Source organism: Chitinophaga vietnamensis (genome assembly GCF_902167635.1).
GTDB lineage: Bacteria > Bacteroidota > Bacteroidia > Chitinophagales > Chitinophagaceae > Chitinophaga > Chitinophaga vietnamensis.
Window position 1 is genome coordinate 607,522 of the sequence record NZ_CABHMS010000003.1, and the last position, 20,586, is coordinate 628,107.

The following is a 20,586-nucleotide window of genomic DNA, read 5'->3' on the forward strand; positions in this document are numbered from 1 at the left end:
TCTAAAAAAAAGCCCCCGCGCGCCAGCGTAGGGGCTTTTTCATTATTTCAACCCCACTTAACGCCTGTTCGTCGATCTGTTTTTGTATGAGCATCTTTTTTCAGTAACTTGTCTGAAAATTTTTTTTGCAAAGATGAAAAGTGCACTATTATCAGGAGCGATGGCCGTGTTATGTGTTGCAGGGGCATATGCTCAGGATAGCGACAGTAACAAATGGGCGCCCGCAGAGATCAAGATCGACGGCAAGGCAACAGAATGGCCCAAGCCTTTACAGTTCTATAATAACGATACCAAATTATTTTATACGATAGCCAACGATGCGGAACAATTATACGTAATCGTTAGTGTGCCTGATCAACAGAGCCAGATGAAGATCATGCGCTCGGGCCTTACCTTTTCCATCAACCCGGGCGGTAAGAAGAAAGCAACATCTTCCATCACTTTTCCGTTATGTGGAGACGCAGCAGCACCGGACGCACAGGAGTCCCAGCTGCAACGCAGCGCCGGCGAGTGGAAGAAGGCCATCCTGGCCAATGTGAAAGAGATCAATGTAGAAGGTATCGCAGGCGTACAGGATGGTAATATCCCGGTGCAGAACAGTTACGGTATCCGTACCGCGGCTTCTGTTGACGATGCCAATAACCTGGTGTGCGAGCTGGCCATTCCGCTCAAGCTGGTAGGACTTTCCGCCAGCAGCGACCAACCAGTGGCGTACCGGTTCAGGGTGAATGCCCTTACCCGGGAAGACCGCAAGGCGAAAGAGAAAGAAGCCAAAGACAGAGCGGCTGCCGCCAAAGATAAAGACAAAGGCAATGGCGGCGGCATGCACGGCGGCGGTATTTATGGACAGCAGATGGGTGGGCAGCCAATGGAAAATCTGTTCTTCTCCAAAGATTTCTGGACCAAACAAACGATGGCGAAACATCAGTAGTGATCATCGATTTTTCATATAGTCTTAACCGTTACTATGCACAAAACATTATTTGCTACAGGACGTAAAACCTTGCTCGCAGCGGCTGTGTGCGTGGGTTTGCTGGCAGCCTGTAAAAAGGACCACAACGATAACCCGGGCGGCAACCCCAATCCCGGCAATGGCAGCACCGCCCTGACCCCGGAAGACTCCCTCAAATACCTGATGTACCAGATCATGCAGGTGACCTACGGCGATGGCGGCAGAAACGCTGCCACCGGATTGCCTACCTATTACTGGTATAACATGGTGCCTTCACTGAACCCGCTGGATGCCAGTAAATATCCCAACGCCGATACCCTGCTGGCGGTAATGAAACGATATACTACCAACGATCGCTATAGCTTCCTCGACAGGAACGGTACGCTCACCAATAAAGTTATGAACGGCATATCCGCGCAGAATTTTATGGCCACCTCCGGTGTAACGGGCGATTTTGGCTTCGAATACGCACCGGCACTGGATCAGACAGGGAAGCTGCATCTCTTTATTTTATATGCAGATAAAAACGGCCCTGCGGGCCAGATAGGAGTGACGAGAGGATGGGAGATCACTTCGGTGAATGGCAATAGCAATTTCTCTAACACCAATGCATTCTTGCAGGAAGTGTACAATGCCATCTTCCAATCATCTACCGTTACACTCGGCTTCAAACGCAATGATGGCAGCAGCATGACCTCCACATTGAATGCCGGCTCCTATAACATCAACCCGGTAGCTTTTGATACCGTGTATAATGTTGGCGGTAAAAAGACAGGCTACTTTGTGCTGTACACTTATTCCAGTGTGCTCAGCTCCAAAGGACAGCCTACCTTTACCAAAACCGCGCTGGACCAGCTTTTCTCCAAGTTCACCGCTAATGGTATCACGAATCTGATCGTGGATCTCCGCTACAATGGCGGCGGCGCCGTAACCACCGCAGAATATCTCGACAGCGCCATCGCGCCCGCATCCGCAGCGGGCAAAGTGATGTATAACTACAAATACAACGACAAGCTAACGCAGAACCTTGCCGCTACCGGACTGGATGCACAGGTGAAGTTCCCTTCGCCGGCAGGTGGCCTGGGTTTGCAGCATGTATTTTTCATCACCAGCAGGAACACCGCATCCGCCAGCGAGCTTACACTTAATAACCTCAAACCTTATATGTCGGTATTGCTTGTGGGTGATACTACCTACGGCAAGCCGGTTGGGTTCATCGATTTCAACATCTCGATGTACGACAGCACCCACGCCAAAAAATACCTGGCCGATCTTTACGCGATCAACTTTGAAACGCAGAACGCTAATAACCAGGGTGGCTACTATAAAGGCATTGCGCCGGATGCCCGCGCAGTGGACTATGTAAATGTGCCTTGGGGTAACACCACTTCTGATGTGAACCTGCGACAGGTATTCACTTACCTGAACACCGGCATCTTCTCCAATGTCAGCACCCGCATGGCGGCTACTGAACTGACCGGCGCCGGACAGCTGGAGGCCTTGCCTGGCACTACACCGAAGAATAACTTCAACGGCATGGTAGGAAGAAGGGTACAGATGAGATAACCAGGATTAAACGGATGAATAAGATTTTCCTGATTTAACGCGAAGATCAACGCGGTTGTAGCCCTTGAAGCGCTTTGAGCGCTTCAAGGGCTTCTTCGTTTAAATCGTCCTCGCTTAAATCTTCGCGTTAAATCAGGAAAATCTTATTCATCCGTTTAATCCTGGTTCAGACAATCAATATACAATTATCTCATCCGCAAATAGAAATCCCTTCTGTGCATTCTTCGCATGAACCCTGATGTAGCGGGCTTTGTAGCCGCTGAGGCGGAACTTGAAATCCTTGAATGACAAGGCAGCATCTGTAACAGGAATATCGTTATCTACCTGCTGTACTTTTTTGAAATGGGTGCCGTCGTCCGATACCAGCACTTCCACGAAGGCCGGCATGTACACGCCCGGGCCGGTGAGCTGCATGAAACCAACAGAGAGGCTTTGCAGGTCTTCTGCCTGATCCAGGTCGATCGTAACATCCATATCGGCGTTCACGAAACCTTGCCACTGGCCATCGTTATAGGTAAGTGAGCCACGGTAACCATTGACGAGGGTGGCTTCTTTTTGTGCCGGATAGCTCTTGCTCCAGGGCTGATGGTAGATCACTTTTTTGCCGATGGCTTTGTGGTCGTCTACCTGGAGTACAACCGGTTTGCCAGGCATCGTGGTATCTTTGAAGATGGCTGCGGTGACGGTAGCAGTGCCTTTCACCTCAAAACGGCCCTGGTAAAGGGTGGAGCGGTTGTTGGGCGTGCTGCCATCCAGGGTGTAGCGGATCTCAGGCTGATATTGTTCCGTGCTGAAAGTGATCGCAGTAGTATGATTTGCGTGATCGATCTCCGGATGGATAGTGAGGCTATACGAAGGACGATAATAATTTACGTTTAGCCGTTGGAGTAGCCGGTAATGCGATTGCAGTCTCTTATGAAAATCTTCATAATTTTTGCGCAGGGTATCGGACCATACGACCTCTGAAAGTGCCAGTACGCGCGGATAGGCCATGTATTCCAGGTGATAGGAATTGGGAATGTATTCTGTCCAGATGTTAGCCTGCGCTCCCAGTACATGCGCTGCCGCTGCGGCGCCGCGCAGTTCGGCGGGCACGGGCTCATAGCTGTAAACTTTTTCTGTGGGCAGGTAGCCGCCGATGGCTTCAGGCTGTGTAACAGGATCGGCCTGATAGCTATCGAAGTAGCAATAGTTGCCCGGCGTCATGATCACATCATGGCCTTGCTTTGCAGCGGCCACGCCGCCGGCTTCCCCGCGCCACGACATCACCGTAGCGGCAGGAGCGAGGCCGCCCTCCAGTATTTCATCCCAGCCGAGCAGGCGGCGGTGATGCGCCAGCAGGAATTTTTCCATGCGACGAACGGCATAACTTTGCAGCTCTTCTTCATCTTTCAGATGTTCTGTGCGGATACGCTGCTGGCATTTGGGGCAGATCTTCCAGCTTTTCTTGCTGGCTTCATCACCACCGATATGGATATACGAAGAAGGGAAGATATCCATCACTTCCAGCAATACGTTTTCCAGAAAGGTGAAGGTGGAATCGTTGCCAATACAAAACTCTGAATTTTTATAAGGCACACCGGAGCAAGACAGTTCGGGATACACGGCCAGCACCTCTTCGGAGTGACCGGGCATCTCGATCTCGGGAATCACGGTGATGCCGCGCTGTGCCGCATAGGCAACGATATCGCGGGCTTCGTTCTGTGTGTAGTAGCCGCCATATGCATTGGGGTCGCCTTCCTGCGAATAGCGGCGGCCATTGTTCCACCAGGATTTCCAGTTGGCGGCCGTGCGCCATGCTGCTTGTTGCGTGAGCGCCGGATATTTTTTGATCTGCAAGCGCCAGCCAGCGCCATCTACAAGATGCCAGTGGAAAGTGTTCATATGATAAAGCGCCATCAGATCGATGAAACGCTTGATATAAGCGGCCGGGAAGAAATTACGCGATACGTCGAGATGCACGCCGCGATAGCCAAAGCGGGGATGATCCACGATATCGGCGCAAGGCAGTTTCGATGGATCTGGTTGCAGCAGGATCAGTTGCAGGAGCGACTGCATACCATTGACCGCGCCTGCATGCGTGCGCGCCGAGACATAGATATTCGTTGGCGTGATCTTTAGCTGATAGCCGTCAGCATCGGGGATACTGTTCAGCGTGGCAGGGATGAACGCGATGCTGTTTGCCGGCAGCACCTTCTTGCCGCCTGGCAAGGGTTTGGGCAGATGCGCTGCATCTGTGAAAAGCGTAGCTACGTCTTTGAAAATGGACGGTGCATACACACGGGTATGTGAGGTCATTTCAAAAACGCCCTTGCCAGGTGTGATCGCAACAGGGCGGGGGATCAGGTCGAGATTGCCGGATTGCTGTGCCAGTGCGGATAAGGCGAGACTGGTCATCAACAGTAATAATATACCGCTAAAACGTTTAAACATGGGGGTAAAATAAAAAATGTCCTGTGAAGGCAGGACATTTTTTTTACCAAGGGCGTGTGAGCCGTATTATTTTGATTTCAATTTGCGGATCATATCTTCGGAGATATCTTCTGCATACGCGCCATAGCCGTGCATCAGCACACCTTTCTTTCCGGATTTCGTTTCGATGGCGTATACGATGGCTTCGTCGCCTGGATCGGTATTACCTTCGAAGCGATAGGTTTCAACGATCTCGAAATCCTGCGGCTTTATTTTCTCTTCATTCATCTGAATGCAGTCGAACTGCATATTGAAGTCGGCGGTATAACCGCGCAGGCGCAGGTCTTGCAGGGCTGCTGTTACAGTATCATACACTTTCATAAGAATCATATTTCCGTTTCAAGATAGTGAAATAAAAATAAAAAAAGATGCCGGCCTGTTGAACAGACCGGCATCTTCTTACATCGATATTTTATCGGATCACTGTTACTTCGCCTTTCAGCACATTGGCGTTGCCGCCAGCAGATTTCTTGTAAGTGAGCCACCATACGTAGGTGCCTACTTCTACCGGCCGGCCTTTGTAGGTGCCGTCCCATCCTCTGTGTTGATCGTCGGACATGAAGATCAGCTCACCCCAGCGGTTGAATACGCGCAGTTCGTAGCTGTACATCGGTCCGCGTACAATGGGCCTGAACACATCGTTACGTCCGTCGCCATTCGGTGAGAAGGCGTTGGGGAACTGTGGTTTCGGATCGCACTGTACGAAGGCTACGGTGATGTTATCAGTAGCGCTGCCGCAATCGTTGAATACGGTTACGGTGTAGGTACCGCCTTCTGTTACGTTGAGTGTTGGTGAAGAAGAACCGTTATCCCAACGTACACCGGTGATGCCGCCGCCTTCTGCGTGGAGCACGAGTGTTTCGCCTTTACACATAGTGGTGTCGGGGCCGAGGTCGATCTTCGGTAATCCGGTGACGTTCACTTTCACGCTGTCCATCATCACGCGTTGGCAGAACCGATCCATGACGGCGAGTTTGTAGTTGCCGGCCTGGGTGATCTGTTTCACCGGGTTAGGATCGCCATCGTTCCAGAGGTAGGACACGGCGTCCGGCGTGGTTCCATCGAGTGTTACCATGGCGCCAGGGCAGATGTTGCGGTCTGGTCCGAGGTCTACTTTGATGCCAGGTTTCAGTCTTACGTTCACGGTATCTTTCACCACGCAATTATCTCTGCTTACAGCTACCCAGTATCCGCCTGGTTTGTTCACCACGATAGAGTTGGTGGTTTCGCCGGTCTGCCACTGGATACGTCCGCCATTGGAGTTCACGGTGAGCATCACTGACTGGTCAGGGCAGATCGCAGTGTCGCGGCTCAGGCTAATGTCTGGTGGCGGGTTCACGCTTACTTTCACGGTATCGATCGTGATACATCCGCTCTTCGTTACTTTCACCCAGAACTGATCCTGTGTGCCTACGAGGATGGATGAGGTAGTAGCGCCATTGCTCCAGAGGTAGGTAGCGCCGTTTACATAAGCATCCAGTTTCACGGTCTGGCCGCGGCAGATGGTGGTATCAGGGATCACTACCAGCGGCGTAGGCACGAGGCTTACGTGGATAGAATCGGTGGTAGAACATTCGCCATTGCTGACGTTCACCCAGTAGGTACCCGCCTGTGTGATGTTGATGCGTTGCGTTGTTTCGCCGGTAGACCATTTGATCGGGTAGGCGAAGTTGGCTGCACCTGCATCGAGCACAAGGCTGTTGCCGCCGCAGATGGTGGTATCGTTGCCGAGGTGCACCACTGGTTTCTGGTTGTATTTCAGGTTGTAGGTCATCGTATCAGAAGAGCAACCGGTGTTGCCGTCTGTTATGATGAAGGATGCGCTGGTGGCGCCGTTCAGGTTGAACACATTGCTGTTCTTCGTGATCGGCAGGCCGGTGACTGCGTTGGCAGGTGTTACGGCTACAAGCGTGAAGCTTGGCAGCGATACGTCGCCTACCGGTTGCAGGGCCACTCTCGGGTTATCGGAGCAGTTCACCGGCAGGGTAGCGTTGAGCTGCGGTTTCGCACAAGGCTTGATGATCACACGTTGTATCACGTCGTTGGCTTTGTTGCCGCAAGCGTCGGTGATGGTCCATCTCCTTATAATCGTATAGCCGTTACAGATATCTTTCACGAACGGATCTTCGCTGTAGATTGCACGTTTCGGGAAGGTGCCATCGCAGTTGTCGGTAGCGTTGAGCACCGGTGGTGCAGGTATCTGATCCTGGCAGTAGATCACTACATCGGCAGGCGCTGGCTCGATCACAGGACGGGTGGTGTCTTTCACGGTGATCATCTGTCTGATAGAAGTAGCGTTGCCGCAAGCGTCGGTAGCGGTCCAGGTGCGGATGATGCGGTAGTTACTGCTGCAATCGCCCGGTATCTGTTCTTTCACGGTAGAGCGGGTGAAGCTCAGGCCGTTGCCGATGCTGCTGCAATTATCTGATACTGCTACATTGAGGGCAGGAGCAGGAATCGCGTCGCAGCTCACGGTGGTATCTGCCGGAGGCAGTACAGTAAACACTGGTCTGGTGGTATCCTGCACGGTGATCACCTGTTGCATGAAGGATCTGTTACCGCAATCGTCGGTGGCAGTCCAGCTGCGGATTTCCTGGTACTGGTTTGCACAAGGTGCACCTGGTACTTTCACGGTTCTGGTGTTGGTGAGCACCTGTACGTTGCCGCTGCAATTGTCGGAGGCAGTGATCTGCGGCCATCCCGGCACTTTGTCGCAATCCACGGTGGTGTCTTTCGGCGCAGGCATAGAGAACACTGGTTTGGTGGTATCCTGTACACGGATGATCTGTTGTACAGCCCTGGCATTGCCGCATTGATCGAAGGCCGTCCATTTACGGAAGATGAGGTAGTTGCTGGCGCAATTGTTCGCGCTGTGCGCCACGGAATCTTTCGGTGTAACGGTGATGATGCCAGGCGTACAGTTGTCGGTAGCCGTGAGGTTCATGCCGTTCGGTACCTTGTCGCAATCTACGGTGGTATCCGCTGGTGTGCTCATGTTGAAGACAGGCGCGGTCATATCTTTCACCGTGATCACCTGTGTGAGCGTTACGCCGGTGTTGCAGGCGTCTTTGGCGGTCCAGGTGCGGATCAGCTGATAGTTGCTGCTGCAGGCGCCTGGTATATCTTTCCTTACTTCTACCACTGGTATGATGATATCTCCGGCACAATCATCTGTTGCGGTCATGCTTACCTGTGCGGGTACTTTATCACAATCTACCAGGGTATCGGCAGGAGCGGCTGTTTTGAATACAGGCGCTTTGGTATCTGTTACGGTGATGGTTTGTGAAGCCGTTACGGTGAATCCGCATCTGTCGGCGGCTGTCCATGTACGCGTGATAGTGGTGTTACATGGAGAGTTCACAGTAGTGACATCGTTGTAAGTGATGGTCAGCGGCACGTTGTTGTAAGGTGCGTGGCTGAACACTGGCGTACCGAACATGGTGGTGTAGTCGGCGCCTCTTACGCATTCGGTGGTGAAGGAAGCAGGGGTGCTTACTACTACCGGCGCTTTGAGCACCACGGTGATCTTCACCACGTTGCTGGCGTTGTTGATGCATGCGCCGGAAGTTACCAGTCTTCTGAACCAGGTGTCTTGTGTAAGTGTGCCTGGCTGATAGGTATCATTTACGGCGCCGTTGATGTTGGTGAAAGTGCCGTTAGCGCTGGTGCTTTGCTGCCACTGATAAGTGTAGTTGCTGTTGCCTCCGCTCAGGGTGCTGCCGCTGAGGGCTGCAGGCGTTTCGGAAGCACATACGGTTTGATCAGCCGTGATGTTGTTGCCCAGTATGGGTTTGCGGTTGATCAGCGTTACGCTGGAAGTAGTGGTGGCGCACACGCCGTTGCTCACTACCCAGTTGAGCTGGGCGGTTTCGCCGGCTGGCACGTTGATGATTGCTTTCGGATCGTTTACGTTGCTGATGGTGATCAGGCTGGCGTTAGCGCTGGTGATGGTCCAGAGGCCTTTCGCGCCTGGCACGCCCGGTGCGCTGGCATTCATAGTGAAGGCGGCCTGGTCGCAATGTTCCTGGTTGCTGCCGGCATTGGCGGGCGCCGGTGTCATGTAGTTGATAAGTGTTACATCATCCCATGTAGCGGAGCAGGAGCCGTTGGTGATGGTCCAGCGCAGGGTAACGGTGTCGCCTATATTAACATTCACGCCTGTTTTAGGATCGTTGATCTGTCTGATGATGGCATTACCTTTTACAAGGGACCAGAAACCTTTACCGGAGGCCACGCTGGGCGGATCGGCCTTCATGATGAAGTCGGCCGTGCTGCTGCACAACTGTTGGTCAGGGCCGGCTTTGGCGTTATCGGCCTGTTGGTAATTGATGAGGGTTACTACGCTGCTGGTGCTGGCGCAGGTACCGTTGGTGATGGTCCATTTCAGGATCACGGTGTCGCCGATAGGCACGGTGACTGCGCTGGCCGGGTTGTTGGGCGATTTGATGACCGCGCGTCCCGGGATGCGGCTGATATCTGTCCAGGTGCCGATGGCGCTGGAAGATCCGGTATTGTTGGCTGCCATGATGAAGTCGGCAGTGCTGTTACATTTTTCCTGGTCAGGGCCGGCAGCAGCGGTGTTTGCCTGTTGGTAATTGATGAGGGTCACTACGCTGCTGGTGCTGGCGCATACGCCGTTGGTGATGGTCCATTTCAGGATCACGGTATCGCCGATTGGTACGGTCACTGCGGTGGCCGGGTTGTTGGGCGATTTGATGGTCGCTCTTCCTGGTATGCGACTGATGTCTGTCCAGGCGCCGATGGCCGTAGGCACGCCAGGCGCGTTCGCTGCCATGATGAAGTCGGCTGTTTGGTTACACAGTCGCTGATCTGGTCCGGCATTAGCATTGGCGGCGAGGGCGTAGTTGGTGAGCAGTACGCTGTCGGTGGTCGCGATGCAGGTGCCGTTGGAGATGGTCCATTTCAGTGTTACTGCGGCGCCGGCAGGAACGGTAACGCCGGTGGCGGCGTTGTGGATGTCTGCGATCACTACGCCAGGAGCGGAGCCGGAGATGGTCCAGGTGCCGATGGCGCCAAATTCAACCGGTGCGTTGGCTTTCATGGTGAAGGCAGCATTGTTACATTGTGCTTGTGCAGGGCCAGCGACGGCTTTCGCAGGCATTTTGTAACTGGTGAGCCTTACAGTATCATAATTGCTCGCTGCACAGGCGCTGTTGGCGATACTCCATTTGAAGAGTACGGTGCTGCCGGCAGGGATGGTTACAGCTGTTTTCGGATTGTGAATGTCCGCGATGGTAACGCCCGTCGCCGGAGATGCCGTCCAGGTGCCGACTGCGCCGTATTCTGTCGGAGCGGTGGCATTCATGGTGAAGGTGTTGATATCACAAGCTTTCTGTGCGGTGCCTGCACTTCTCATCACTGGTTTGATGTAGCTGGTGATCTTCACTGTATCCACTTGAGAGGCGGCGCATACCGGGTTGGTGATGCTCCAGGTGAATACCACGGAGCTGCCTGCCGGGATGGTGACGCTTGTTTTCGGATCATTTACATTACCGATGATAACGCCGGCGGCCGGAGATGCAGACCAGGTACCAATCGCGCCGAATTCTGTCGGAGCGGTGGCATTCATCGTGAAGGTAGTGATATCGCAGGCTTCCTGGTTGGAGCCGGCCTTCCTCACTACTGGTTTGATGTAGCTGGTAATCCTGACGGTATCTGTTTTATCAGCGGCACATACCGGGTTGGTGATGGTCCAGGTGAATACCACGGAGCTGCCTGCCGGAATGGTTACAGATGTTTTCGGATCGTTCGCATTGGCGATGGTAACACCGGTGGCCGGAGAAGCTGTCCAGGTGCCGATGGCGCCATATTCAGCAGGTTTCTCGGCATTCATGGTGAAGGTAGTGATATCACAAGCTTGCTGGTTGCTGCCTGCGTCTCTTACCACTGGTTTGATATAGCTGGTGATCTTCACAGAATCTTTTCTATCCGCAGAACATACCGGGTTGGAGATGGTCCAGGTGAATACCACGGTGCTGCCGGCCGGTATGGTCACAGACGTTTTCGGATCGTTTTTGTTGACGATGGTAACGCCGGTAGCCGGAGAAGCCGTCCAGGTGCCGATGGCGCCGAACTCGGTCGGTGGCAGGGCATTCATGGTGAAGGTAGTGATGTCGCAAGCTTGCTGACTGCTACCTGCATTTTGATAAGACGGTTTGATGTAGTTGATGATATGAACCGTATCTACCCCGTTAGCGGCGCATTTCGGATTCGTGATGGTCCATGTGAATTTCACATCGCTGCCTGCCGGAACGGTTACAGACGTTTTTGGATTGTGAATATCGACGATCGTTACGCCGGCGGCAGGGTTTGCGGTCCAGGTACCGATGGCGCCAAACTCCGTAGGTGCGTTGGCGTTCATGTTGAAGGTAGTCTGGTTACAAACTTCCTGTTTGGTACCTGCGCTTTGTTTAGCTGGAGTTACATAGTTGATGATATGTACGGTGTCAGCACCTGTCGCCGCACAGATCGGGTTAGTGATGGTCCAGGTGAACTTCACATCACTGCCGGCTGGTACGGTTACGGTTGTTTTCGGATTGTGCGTATCCGTGATCGTCACACCAGTGGCCGGATTCGCGGTCCAGGTACCAATCGCGCCAAACTCCGTAGGTGCGTTGGCGTTCATGGTGAAGGTGGTCTGGTTGCAGACTTCCTGTTTAGTGCCCGCGCTTTGTTTGGCGGGTGTTACATAGTTGATAATGTGCACCGTATCAGCCCCTACAGCAGCGCAGATCGGGTTGGTGATGGTCCAGGTGAATCTTACATCGCTGCCTGCTGGTACAGTTACGGTTGTTTTTGGATTGTGAATATCCGTGATGGTAACGCCAGTAGTTACGTTGGAAGTCCATGTACCGATCGCGCCAAACTCGGTAGGAGCGCCGGCGTTCATGGTAAAGGTAGTTTGGTTACAAACTTCCTGTTTAGTACCTGCGCTTTGTTTGGCTGGTGTTACATAGTTAATGATATGCACCGTATCTGCACCATTGGCAGCACATTTCGGGTTGCTGATAGTCCATGTGAATTTCACATCGCTGCCAGCAGGAACGGTTACCGTTGTTTTCGGATTGTGTATATCTGTGATGGTAACGCCAGTGGTCACATCCGAGGTCCATGTACCAATCGCGCCAAACTCGGTAGGTGCGTTGGCGTTCATGGTGAAGGATGTTTGGTTACAAACCTCCTGTTTGCTGCCTGCACCTTGTTTGGCCGGCGTTACATAGTTAATGATATGAACGGTGTCGGCACCTACTGCTGCGCAGATCGGGTTAGTGATGGTCCATGTGAATCTTACATCGCTGCCAGCAGGAACAGTTACGGTTGTTTTCGGATTGTGAATATCCGTGATGGTAACGCCAGTAGTTACATTTGAAGTCCATGTGCCAATTGCGCCAAACTCGGTAGGAGTGCCGGCGTTCATGGTAAAGGTAGTTTGGTTACAAACTTCCTGTTTAGTACCTGCGCTTTGTTTGGCCGGTGTTACATAGTTAATGATATGTACGGTGTCAGCACCTACAGCAGCGCAGATCGGGTTCGTGATGGTCCATGTGAATTTCACATCGCTGCCAGCTGGAACGGTTACGGTTGTTTTCGGATTGTGAGTATCCGTGATGGTAACGCCAGTGGTTACGTTCGCAGTCCATGTACCAATCGCGCCAAACTCCGTAGGAGCATTGGCGTTCATGGTGAAGGTAGTTTGGTTACAAACTTCCTGTTTGCTGCCTGCGCCTTGTTTGGCTGGTGTTACATAGTTGATGATATGTACGGTGTCAGCTCCGTTGGCGGCGCATTTCGGGTTAGTAATGGTCCATGTGAATTTCACATCGCTGCCAGCAGGAACGGTTACCGTTGTTTTCGGATTGTGTATATCCGTGATGGTAACGCCAGTAGTTACGTTTGAAGTCCATGTACCAATCGCGCCAAATTCAGTAGGAGCGTTGGCGTTCATGGTGAAGGATGTTTGGTTACAAACTTCCTGTTTGCTGCCCGCGCTTTGTTTGGCCGGTGTTACATAGTTAATGATATGCACCGTATCAGCACCTACAGCAGCACAGATCGGGTTAGTGATGGTCCATGTGAATTTCACATCACTGCCGGCTGGTACAGTTACGGTTGTTTTAGGATTGTGTATATCCGTAATGGTAACGCCAGTGGTCACATTCGCAGTCCATGTACCGATAGCGCCAAACTCCGTAGGTGCGTTAGCGTTCATGGTGAAGGATGTTTGGTTACAAACTTCCTGTTTAGTACCTGCGCTTTGTTTGGCTGGTGTTACATAGTTGATGATATGCACCGTATCGGCCCCTACTGCTGCGCAGATCGGGTTAGTGATGGTCCATGTGAATTTCACATCGCTGCCAGCCGGAACGGTTACGGTTGTTTTAGGATTGTGTATATCCGTAATGGTAACGCCAGTGGTTACGTTCGCAGTCCATGTACCAATCGCGCCAAACTCGGTAGGAGCGTTGGCGTTCATGGTGAAGGATGTCTGGTTACAAACTTCCTGTTTGCTGCCTGCACCTTGTTTGGCTGGTGTTACATAGTTAATGATATGTACGGTGTCAGCTCCGTTGGCGGCGCATTTCGGGTTAGTGATAGTCCAGGTGAATTTCACATCGCTGCCGGCAGGAACGGTTACCGTTGTTTTTGGATTGTGTATATCCGTGATAGTAACGCCAGTGGTTACGTTTGAAGTCCATGTACCAATTGCGCCAAACTCGGTAGGAGCGCCGGCGTTCATGGTGAAGGTAGTTTGGTTACAAACTTCCTGTTTGCTGCCCGCAGTTTGTTTGGCTGGTGTTACATAGTTAATGATATGCACCGTATCTGCACCATTGGCGGCACATTTCGGGTTGCTAATAGTCCATGTGAATTTCACATCGCTGCCAGCAGGAACGGTTACCGTTGTTTTCGGATTGTGTATATCTGTGATGGTAACGCCAGTAGTTACATCCGAGGTCCATGTACCAATTGCGCCAAACTCGGTAGGTGCGTTGGCGTTCATGGTGAAGGATGTTTGGTTACAAACCTCCTGTTTGCTGCCTGCACCTTGTTTGGCCGGCGTTACATAGTTAATGATATGAACGGTGTCGGCACCTACTGCTGCGCAGATCGGGTTAGTGATGGTCCATGTGAATCTTACATCGCTACCGGCAGGAACAGTTACGGTTGTTTTCGGATTGTGAATATCCGTGATGGTAACGCCAGTAGTTACGTTTGAAGTCCATGTACCAATTGCACCAAACTCGGTAGGAGCGTTGGCATTCATGGTGAAGGATGTTTGGTTACAAACTTCCTGTTTGCTGCCTGCGCCTTGTTTGGCTGGTGTTACATAGTTAATGATATGCACCGTATCAGCTCCGTTGGCGGCGCATTTCGGGTTGGTGATGGTCCAAGTGAATTTCACATCACTGCCAGCCGGAACGGTTACTGTTGTTTTCGGATTGTGTATATCCGTGATAGTAACGCCAGTGGTCACATCCGAAGTCCATGTACCAATCGCGCCAAACTCGGTAGGAGCGTTGGCATTCATGGTGAAGGTAGTTTGATTACAAACTTCCTGTTTGCTGCCTGCGCTTTGTTTAGCTGGTGTTACATAGTTAATGATATGTACGGTATCAGCTCCGTTGGCGGCGCATTTCGGGTTGGTGATAGTCCAGGTGAATTTCACATCGCTGCCCACCGGCACCGTTACGGTTGTTTTCGGATCGTTTACATTGGTGATAGTTACACCCGCAGCAGGAGTGGCAGTCCAGGTACCAATCGCACCAAACTCCGTAGGTGCATTGGCGTTCATGGTGAAAGAAGTCTGGTTACAAACTTCCTGTTTGCTGCCTGCACCTTGTTTGGCCGGTGTTACATAGTTAATGATATGCACCGTATCTGCACCATTGGCGGCGCATTTCGGGTTGGTGATAGTCCATGTGAATTTCACATCACTGCCAGCTGGCACCGTTACCGTTGTTTTCGGATTGTGTATATCTGTGATGGTAACGCCAGTAGTCACATTCGCAGTCCATGTACCAATCGCGCCAAACTCAGTAGGAGCACCGGCGTTCATAGTAAAGGTAGTTTGATCACAAACTTCCTGTTTAGTACCGGCAGTTTGTTTGGCTGGTGTTACATAGTTGATGATATGAACGGTATCTACACCATTGGCCGAACACTTCGGATTGGCAATGCTCCAGGTGAATTTCACATCGCTGCCTGCTGGCACTGTTACCGTTGTTTTCGGATCATTGATATTGGTAATAGTCACACCCGCAGCCGGATTCGCGGTCCAGGTACCTACAGCGCCGATTTCGGTAGGCGCACCGGCATTCATGGTGAAAGTAGTTTGATTACATACTTCCTGCTTGGTACCCGCGGTTCTCACAGCCGGAACTGCATAGTTATTGATGAAGGTAGTCGCGCTGGTGGTCAGGCAGGGCGGACTCGCAATCGTCCATACCAATGTTGCAGTATCGCCAACTGGCACCGTCACCGTACCGTTAGGAGAGGTAGGGTTAGTGATCACCGCTCTCGGGTTGAGAGAGGTCCACATACCATTTAATCCCGCTACGCCTGTGGCGTTACCGTTCAGCGTAAAACCGCCTGTCTGGTTACAAGCGGCCAGATTACCTCCGGTAGCTGCAATATTCGGTTGCGGTATCACCACTACCAGGGCAGATGCACAGCCACTGGCGCCGCAAGCGCCGCCGGCATTGGTTTCTGCACGTACATAGTAAGTAGTAGTGGCGGTAATATTATTGAAGGTGACGATAGAACCGTCAGCATTGCTGGTGGCGGGTGTTACGGCCACGCTGCCAGGGTTGCCCGGACAAGCACCTGTATACCATTTCCATTTCGCGTTAACTACATTGTTGGAATCAGTACCCAGCTGGCCGGTAACAGTGAGGGTGGCGCTGCCCGACTTACAAATACTATCAATGCTGGATTTCACCTTCGTAGGCGTCTGCGATGGCGTCTCTACTGAAAGAGAGAATGGCACACTGTAAGTACATCCTAGCAGTGTATCTTCTTTTACAGAGAGTACAAAATCATATTTGCCGGATGGAGTATTGGCTGGTAATGGCAAGGTGATCTTGGTAGCCGGAGCGGCAGGCCAGTTGCCGTTTATAGTGGTGAAGGCCGGCATCTGCCTGGCAGCTGCTGAACCGGTATTCACAGCAACACTATATTGCTTGATAGTGCCGGTCACATTGCTGAAGTTCACATCAAATGTGCTGCTATTGCTACAAACCGATGTGGTGCTCACTTGCACGGTAGGCGCTTTTTTCAGCGTCATCCATACAGAAGCGGTATCCACGTTGGTACATACGCCATTGGTGATCGTCCACAATAATCTGAACGATGCCGGCATCGTTGTGTTCGGGACAGTTGCTACGGTATTGTATTTAGTAGCATCTGCGAATATAACGGTAGTAACCGGATTGTTGTTGGCGTCGAACGCTGTCCACTTGCCGCTTTCGCCCCTCGCAGGCGCTGTGGCATTCAGGTTGAAGCTGTTGTTGGCGGCGCCACACTGCACGATCGGCGTCATCGCCTGTGCCGGCGTAAGTGCCGGTACATTCCACAAGCGTATGGTATCAGCAGCCACACAATCTGTTTTACCGCTGTTGGTAACTGTCCATACTACTTTTACGGAATCTCCTGACGGCACGTTGGTCACCGTGGTGGAAGTAGCATTCGGATTGGTGATCTGCGCGCCTTTGTTCACGCCGTTAAGGAAGGTCCATACACCTGTCTGTCCCGTCGGTGGCGTATTACCGGTTACTGTGAAAGTGCCGGAATTACAATTTGCCAGGTCCGGATTGGCTGTAGCCGTAGGCTGCGAGAATACCTGCACATCTAACTGATCTTTCACCACACACTTCTTATTCGTTACCTGCACATTGAAAGTAGTGGTACCAGGCGTGTTCAGCGTGATATTACCAAGTGTAACGGTCTTGTTTGCATACGTAGTAGCGCCGGAACTCCACACAATATCAAATGGCGCATTGGAGTTCGGGATTGAAAGTGATACTGCCTGGCCTGCGCAGATAGCGGGCGGTGTGGCGGTGATCTTCACTATCGGTAACGTATCTACGATAACGGTGGCCTGACCGGTATCGGTACAGGTTTTATTATTACCATAAACAGCAATACCCGCCGCCTGGTAGGTGGTGGTGGTAGTAGGGATAGTGGTGTAGCTCGGGCCGCTGTAAGGCGGTGATACCACCCAGTTGTATTTCGAATAACCGCCGGATGCCGTTAGCGTAACGGCATCGCCAAGACAGACCTCCCCCGACGATACCGTCACCTTGGGCGCCGGTAGTATCGTCACTTTGATCGTCATCGATGGCGCGGCGCAAGTGGAAGGGTTACCGCTTTCTGTTACCGACATCCTGAAATAACGATACACCGAATCCAGCGGATTGCCCACCAGGAAGCCTTTTCCCATCTGTAAGTTGGAAGTGGTGGCGCCTGTTACGTTAGGCCCGTTGGTGATCGTCGTCCAGGTTACCTGGTCGGTGCTCATCTGCCACTGATATATCGGGTTGGTAAAGTAATCGGCCGGCAGGAACTGCGCGGTGAGCGACAGTGGCGCACCCTCGCACACGCGGGCAGTGGTGAGGTTAGGCACGCCATCTACCTGGGTAACGAATTTCGGTGGACAATATTCAAAGGTAATATCATCGATCGCGATATCATTACCGCAACCGCCATAGTTATTATTGACAATCTCCACGATAACGCTACCAGTGGTGGTTTTAAAGGTACCGCCATAACGTTGCCATTGAGGGCCGGCGAGGTTCATGGATACGTCGCCCGTATTGTATGTTTTCAGGATGGTACCACTGAGGTCCTTCACCACGAAGGTTACACCTGCATAGTGATAACCGTTAGGTTTGGTATCAGATGCGCGTGCGCAAATACTGTTGATGGTTTGCGCACTGTTGATATTTAAGAAGAAGGCATAGAAGTTATAATTGGAGCCCGGACAGAGGCCATCTACCTGTCTTCTATAGAATGATTTTTTCTCGATGGAAGAATTACATACCAGCATACCACCGAGCGTGGTAACGCCATCGCCATTTTGTGTATGGTCACCGAAATCGACCCAGTCGGATTTCAGTTGCGAGGTATAATAAATAGCATAGTAGTTATCCGCCGGATCACCAGAAGGAGAGAACAGGTATGGGTTGGTAGCGCCGTCTACATAAGGGCTGCGCTGCCTGGGGCCGCCGATCGGCACGGTACCAAAATCTTCCACAAAGCCCACACCATTCGATTTGATATTGCTGTTACACTGATTGATGGTACAATCTCTTACCACTATTTTATGAGAGGTAGTATAGGTTCTTCCCTTGGTATCGGTAATCACTACCTGGAAGGTATAGGTACCCACGGTGTCGATCCTTACCGTCATGGCGGTTACACCGGGATAACCATTATTCAGGCTACCGTCGTTCGGATACATGGTGCCAAGGTTACCCGCTATGAAGGTCATGTTACCGGAATTGTTCACGCTCCAGGTCATTTTGGAAACAGTAACACTGTTTTCCCATATAAGACCATTGAGCGTAGCAAAGCTACCGGCACAGATGGTATCAGGTGAGTTAATGAACGCCGTCTGCGCCCGTACGCTATGAGTACATAGCACAAATGCGAAGACAAGTGATAGGAGGGCTATTAGTCGTTTCATAGGTGTAGTCTGGTTAAGTGAAAAAAGTATTAGGCTGATAGCGCTTTTGGCGTTCAGAGCCTGGTGTTCCTCAACCGTTTACATCGGTAAAAATGACTGAAAGCCTTCGTCTGGCTTGACTGTACAGGAGTGTAAAATGTTTTCATAGGCGACCGGTATTTAAGCATGATATGGCTAAAATATGTGAATATTTTAAGATTAAAATTAATGATAATATGCAGAAATAAAAAAAGTGATACTAAATGTAATATGACAGGAGGGCAAATTGGGGATATATTATAGATATGTTAAAATTGATTGTCAATTATTTAAACAAGATTAGAAAAAGCTTGAAAAAGTTATCCACATTGGGGTGGGGAGGGGTAATAATTTCAGTGGGGCTGTGCATTTTGATTTATTTTCCCTACCTTTGCAGACCAAATTTGATGTAAGATGCCTAAATTCAAGACACATTCCCGTGCAAAGAAAACGTTCAAAATTGGCGGGAACGGACAGATTAAGCGGTTCAAGGCCTTCAAAAGTCACTTACTGACCAAAAAAGCTACCAAAAGAAAACGTAGCCTGAGAGGCAGTACGCTGGTTCACGAAGCTAACCTGAACCTGGTGAAGAGAATGCTTTGCCTGCGCTAATCTACAAGTAAATCGAATTTTATAACCTGAGAAAAAAAAGACAAAATGCCTCGTTCAGTTAACGCCGTAGCTTCAAGAGCCCGCAGAAAACGGATCTTAAAGCAAGCCAAAGGTTTTTACGGCAAAAGGAAAAATGTTTACACAGTAGCGAAGAACGTTCTCGAAAAAGGACTCACTTATAGCTATGTAGGTCGTAAACTGAAGAAAAGAAACTACCGTCAGCTGTGGATCGCTCGTATCAACGCTGCAGTAAGAGCAGAAGGATTAACCTACTCTGTGTTCATGAACAAATTAGCCGGTAAAGGTATTGAGCTGAATAGAAAAGTTCTGGCTGACCTGGCAATGAACGAACCAGAAACTTTCAAAAGCCTGGTTGCTTCTGTAAAGTAAGACTTACTTAATTGTAAATACCCGGTAGCTGGCATCCCACAGGATGTCAGCTATTTTGTTTTTAGGGAAGATGCCCACCACCGCAGAGCCGCTGCCACTCATCGCTGCATAGATCGCACCGCCTTCGTACATTTTTTCCTTGATACTCCCCAGCACCGGATGCGCGCTGAACACCGGCGCCTCAAAATCATTCTTCACTACTTCTTTCCAATCTGCCACCGGCAGCTGTATCATCTCTTTCAATGGATGCGCGGGCATTTGCGGCGTCATCTGCCTGAAAGCCCAGGCAGTATTAACGTGTATGCCCGGGTATACCAGCAGGAACGAATAGCCGGAAAGGTCCAGTGCTATTGGCTCCAGCACTTCGCCGCGGCCGGTAGCATAGCAAGGTTTATTCGGAATGAAGAACGCACAATCACTGCCCAGCTGCGCAGCATAGGCAATCAACTGTTGCTCATCCAGCCCGAGTTGAAATTTGTTATTGAGTAATTGTAACATGAAAGCCGCGTCAGCAGAGCCTCCGCCAAGACCGGCACCAATCGGGATATGCTTGTGCAGATGTATCTGAACCGGCTGCAAGTCCGGGAAATCCTGTTGCAGCAGGTGAAAGGCGCGCAGGCACAGGTTATCTGCCGCATCACCGGGAACGGCAATGCCGCTGCTGCTGAACTGCAATGCCGGTGCTGGCAACACTTCCAGCGCATCATTGACCGGCAAGGGATAAAACACTGTTTCCAGATCGTGGAAGCCATCGGCGCGGCGACCGGTAACATATAATCCAAGATTGATCTTGCAATTGGGAAAAACGATCATACTGCTGGGTGCTTGCATAAAGGTAATGGCCGCGCAGATCTGCATCTGTGGCGCCATT

The 20,586-nt window shown here is 51.3% G+C and carries 8 protein-coding genes; 4 read left to right on the top strand and 4 right to left on the bottom strand.

Translation table 11 applies throughout. The features are described 5' to 3' along the window. The first annotated feature begins 133 nt into the window (after window positions 1–133). Window positions 134–931: a hypothetical protein gene (locus FPG75_RS10570; RefSeq protein ID WP_143306743.1), complete on the top strand. Its 798-nt coding sequence runs from the start codon at window positions 134–136 to the stop codon at window positions 929–931. 36 nt (window positions 932–967) lie between these two features. Beyond that, on the top strand, window positions 968–2,518 hold the full coding sequence (locus tag FPG75_RS10575; RefSeq protein ID WP_143306744.1) for a S41 family peptidase: 1,551 nt from the start codon (window positions 968–970) through the stop codon (window positions 2,516–2,518). Between the two features lie 174 nt (window positions 2,519–2,692). Here the strand turns inward: FPG75_RS10575 and FPG75_RS10580 are convergent, their stop codons facing one another. From FPG75_RS10580 to FPG75_RS10590, 3 genes are all read right to left on the bottom strand, one after another. After that, window positions 2,693–4,951 carry a glycoside hydrolase family 20 protein gene (locus tag FPG75_RS10580; RefSeq protein WP_143306745.1) on the bottom strand — a complete coding sequence of 753 codons (2,259 nt, stop codon included), beginning with the start codon at window positions 4,949–4,951 and terminating at the stop codon, window positions 2,693–2,695. A 66-nt stretch (window positions 4,952–5,017) separates the two neighbouring features. Continuing rightward, window positions 5,018–5,311, bottom strand: coding sequence for a phosphoribosylpyrophosphate synthetase (locus FPG75_RS10585; RefSeq protein ID WP_143306746.1), 294 nt, complete (start codon window positions 5,309–5,311; stop codon window positions 5,018–5,020). A gap of 91 nt (window positions 5,312–5,402) precedes the next feature. Continuing rightward, a complete protein-coding gene (locus FPG75_RS10590; protein ID WP_143306747.1) occupies window positions 5,403–18,695 on the bottom strand; it encodes a T9SS type B sorting domain-containing protein in 13,293 nt (4,430 codons plus the stop codon). A 432-nt stretch (window positions 18,696–19,127) separates the two neighbouring features. On the opposite strand from FPG75_RS10590, the gene rpmI reads away from it, so the two are divergent. Further along, a complete protein-coding gene (gene rpmI / locus FPG75_RS10595) occupies window positions 19,128–19,325 on the top strand; it encodes a 50S ribosomal protein L35 (RefSeq protein ID WP_143306748.1) in 198 nt (65 codons plus the stop codon). A gap of 45 nt (window positions 19,326–19,370) precedes the next feature. After that, complete coding sequence (gene rplT / locus FPG75_RS10600; RefSeq protein WP_111593818.1) at window positions 19,371–19,715, top strand: 50S ribosomal protein L20; 345 nt, start codon at window positions 19,371–19,373, stop codon at window positions 19,713–19,715. A gap of 3 nt (window positions 19,716–19,718) precedes the next feature. Here the strand turns inward: rplT and ispE are convergent, their stop codons facing one another. Next, window positions 19,719–20,546: a 4-(cytidine 5'-diphospho)-2-C-methyl-D-erythritol kinase gene (ispE, locus tag FPG75_RS10605; RefSeq protein ID WP_236654211.1), complete on the bottom strand. Its 828-nt coding sequence runs from the start codon at window positions 20,544–20,546 to the stop codon at window positions 19,719–19,721. Window positions 20,547–20,586 lie beyond the last annotated feature (40 nt).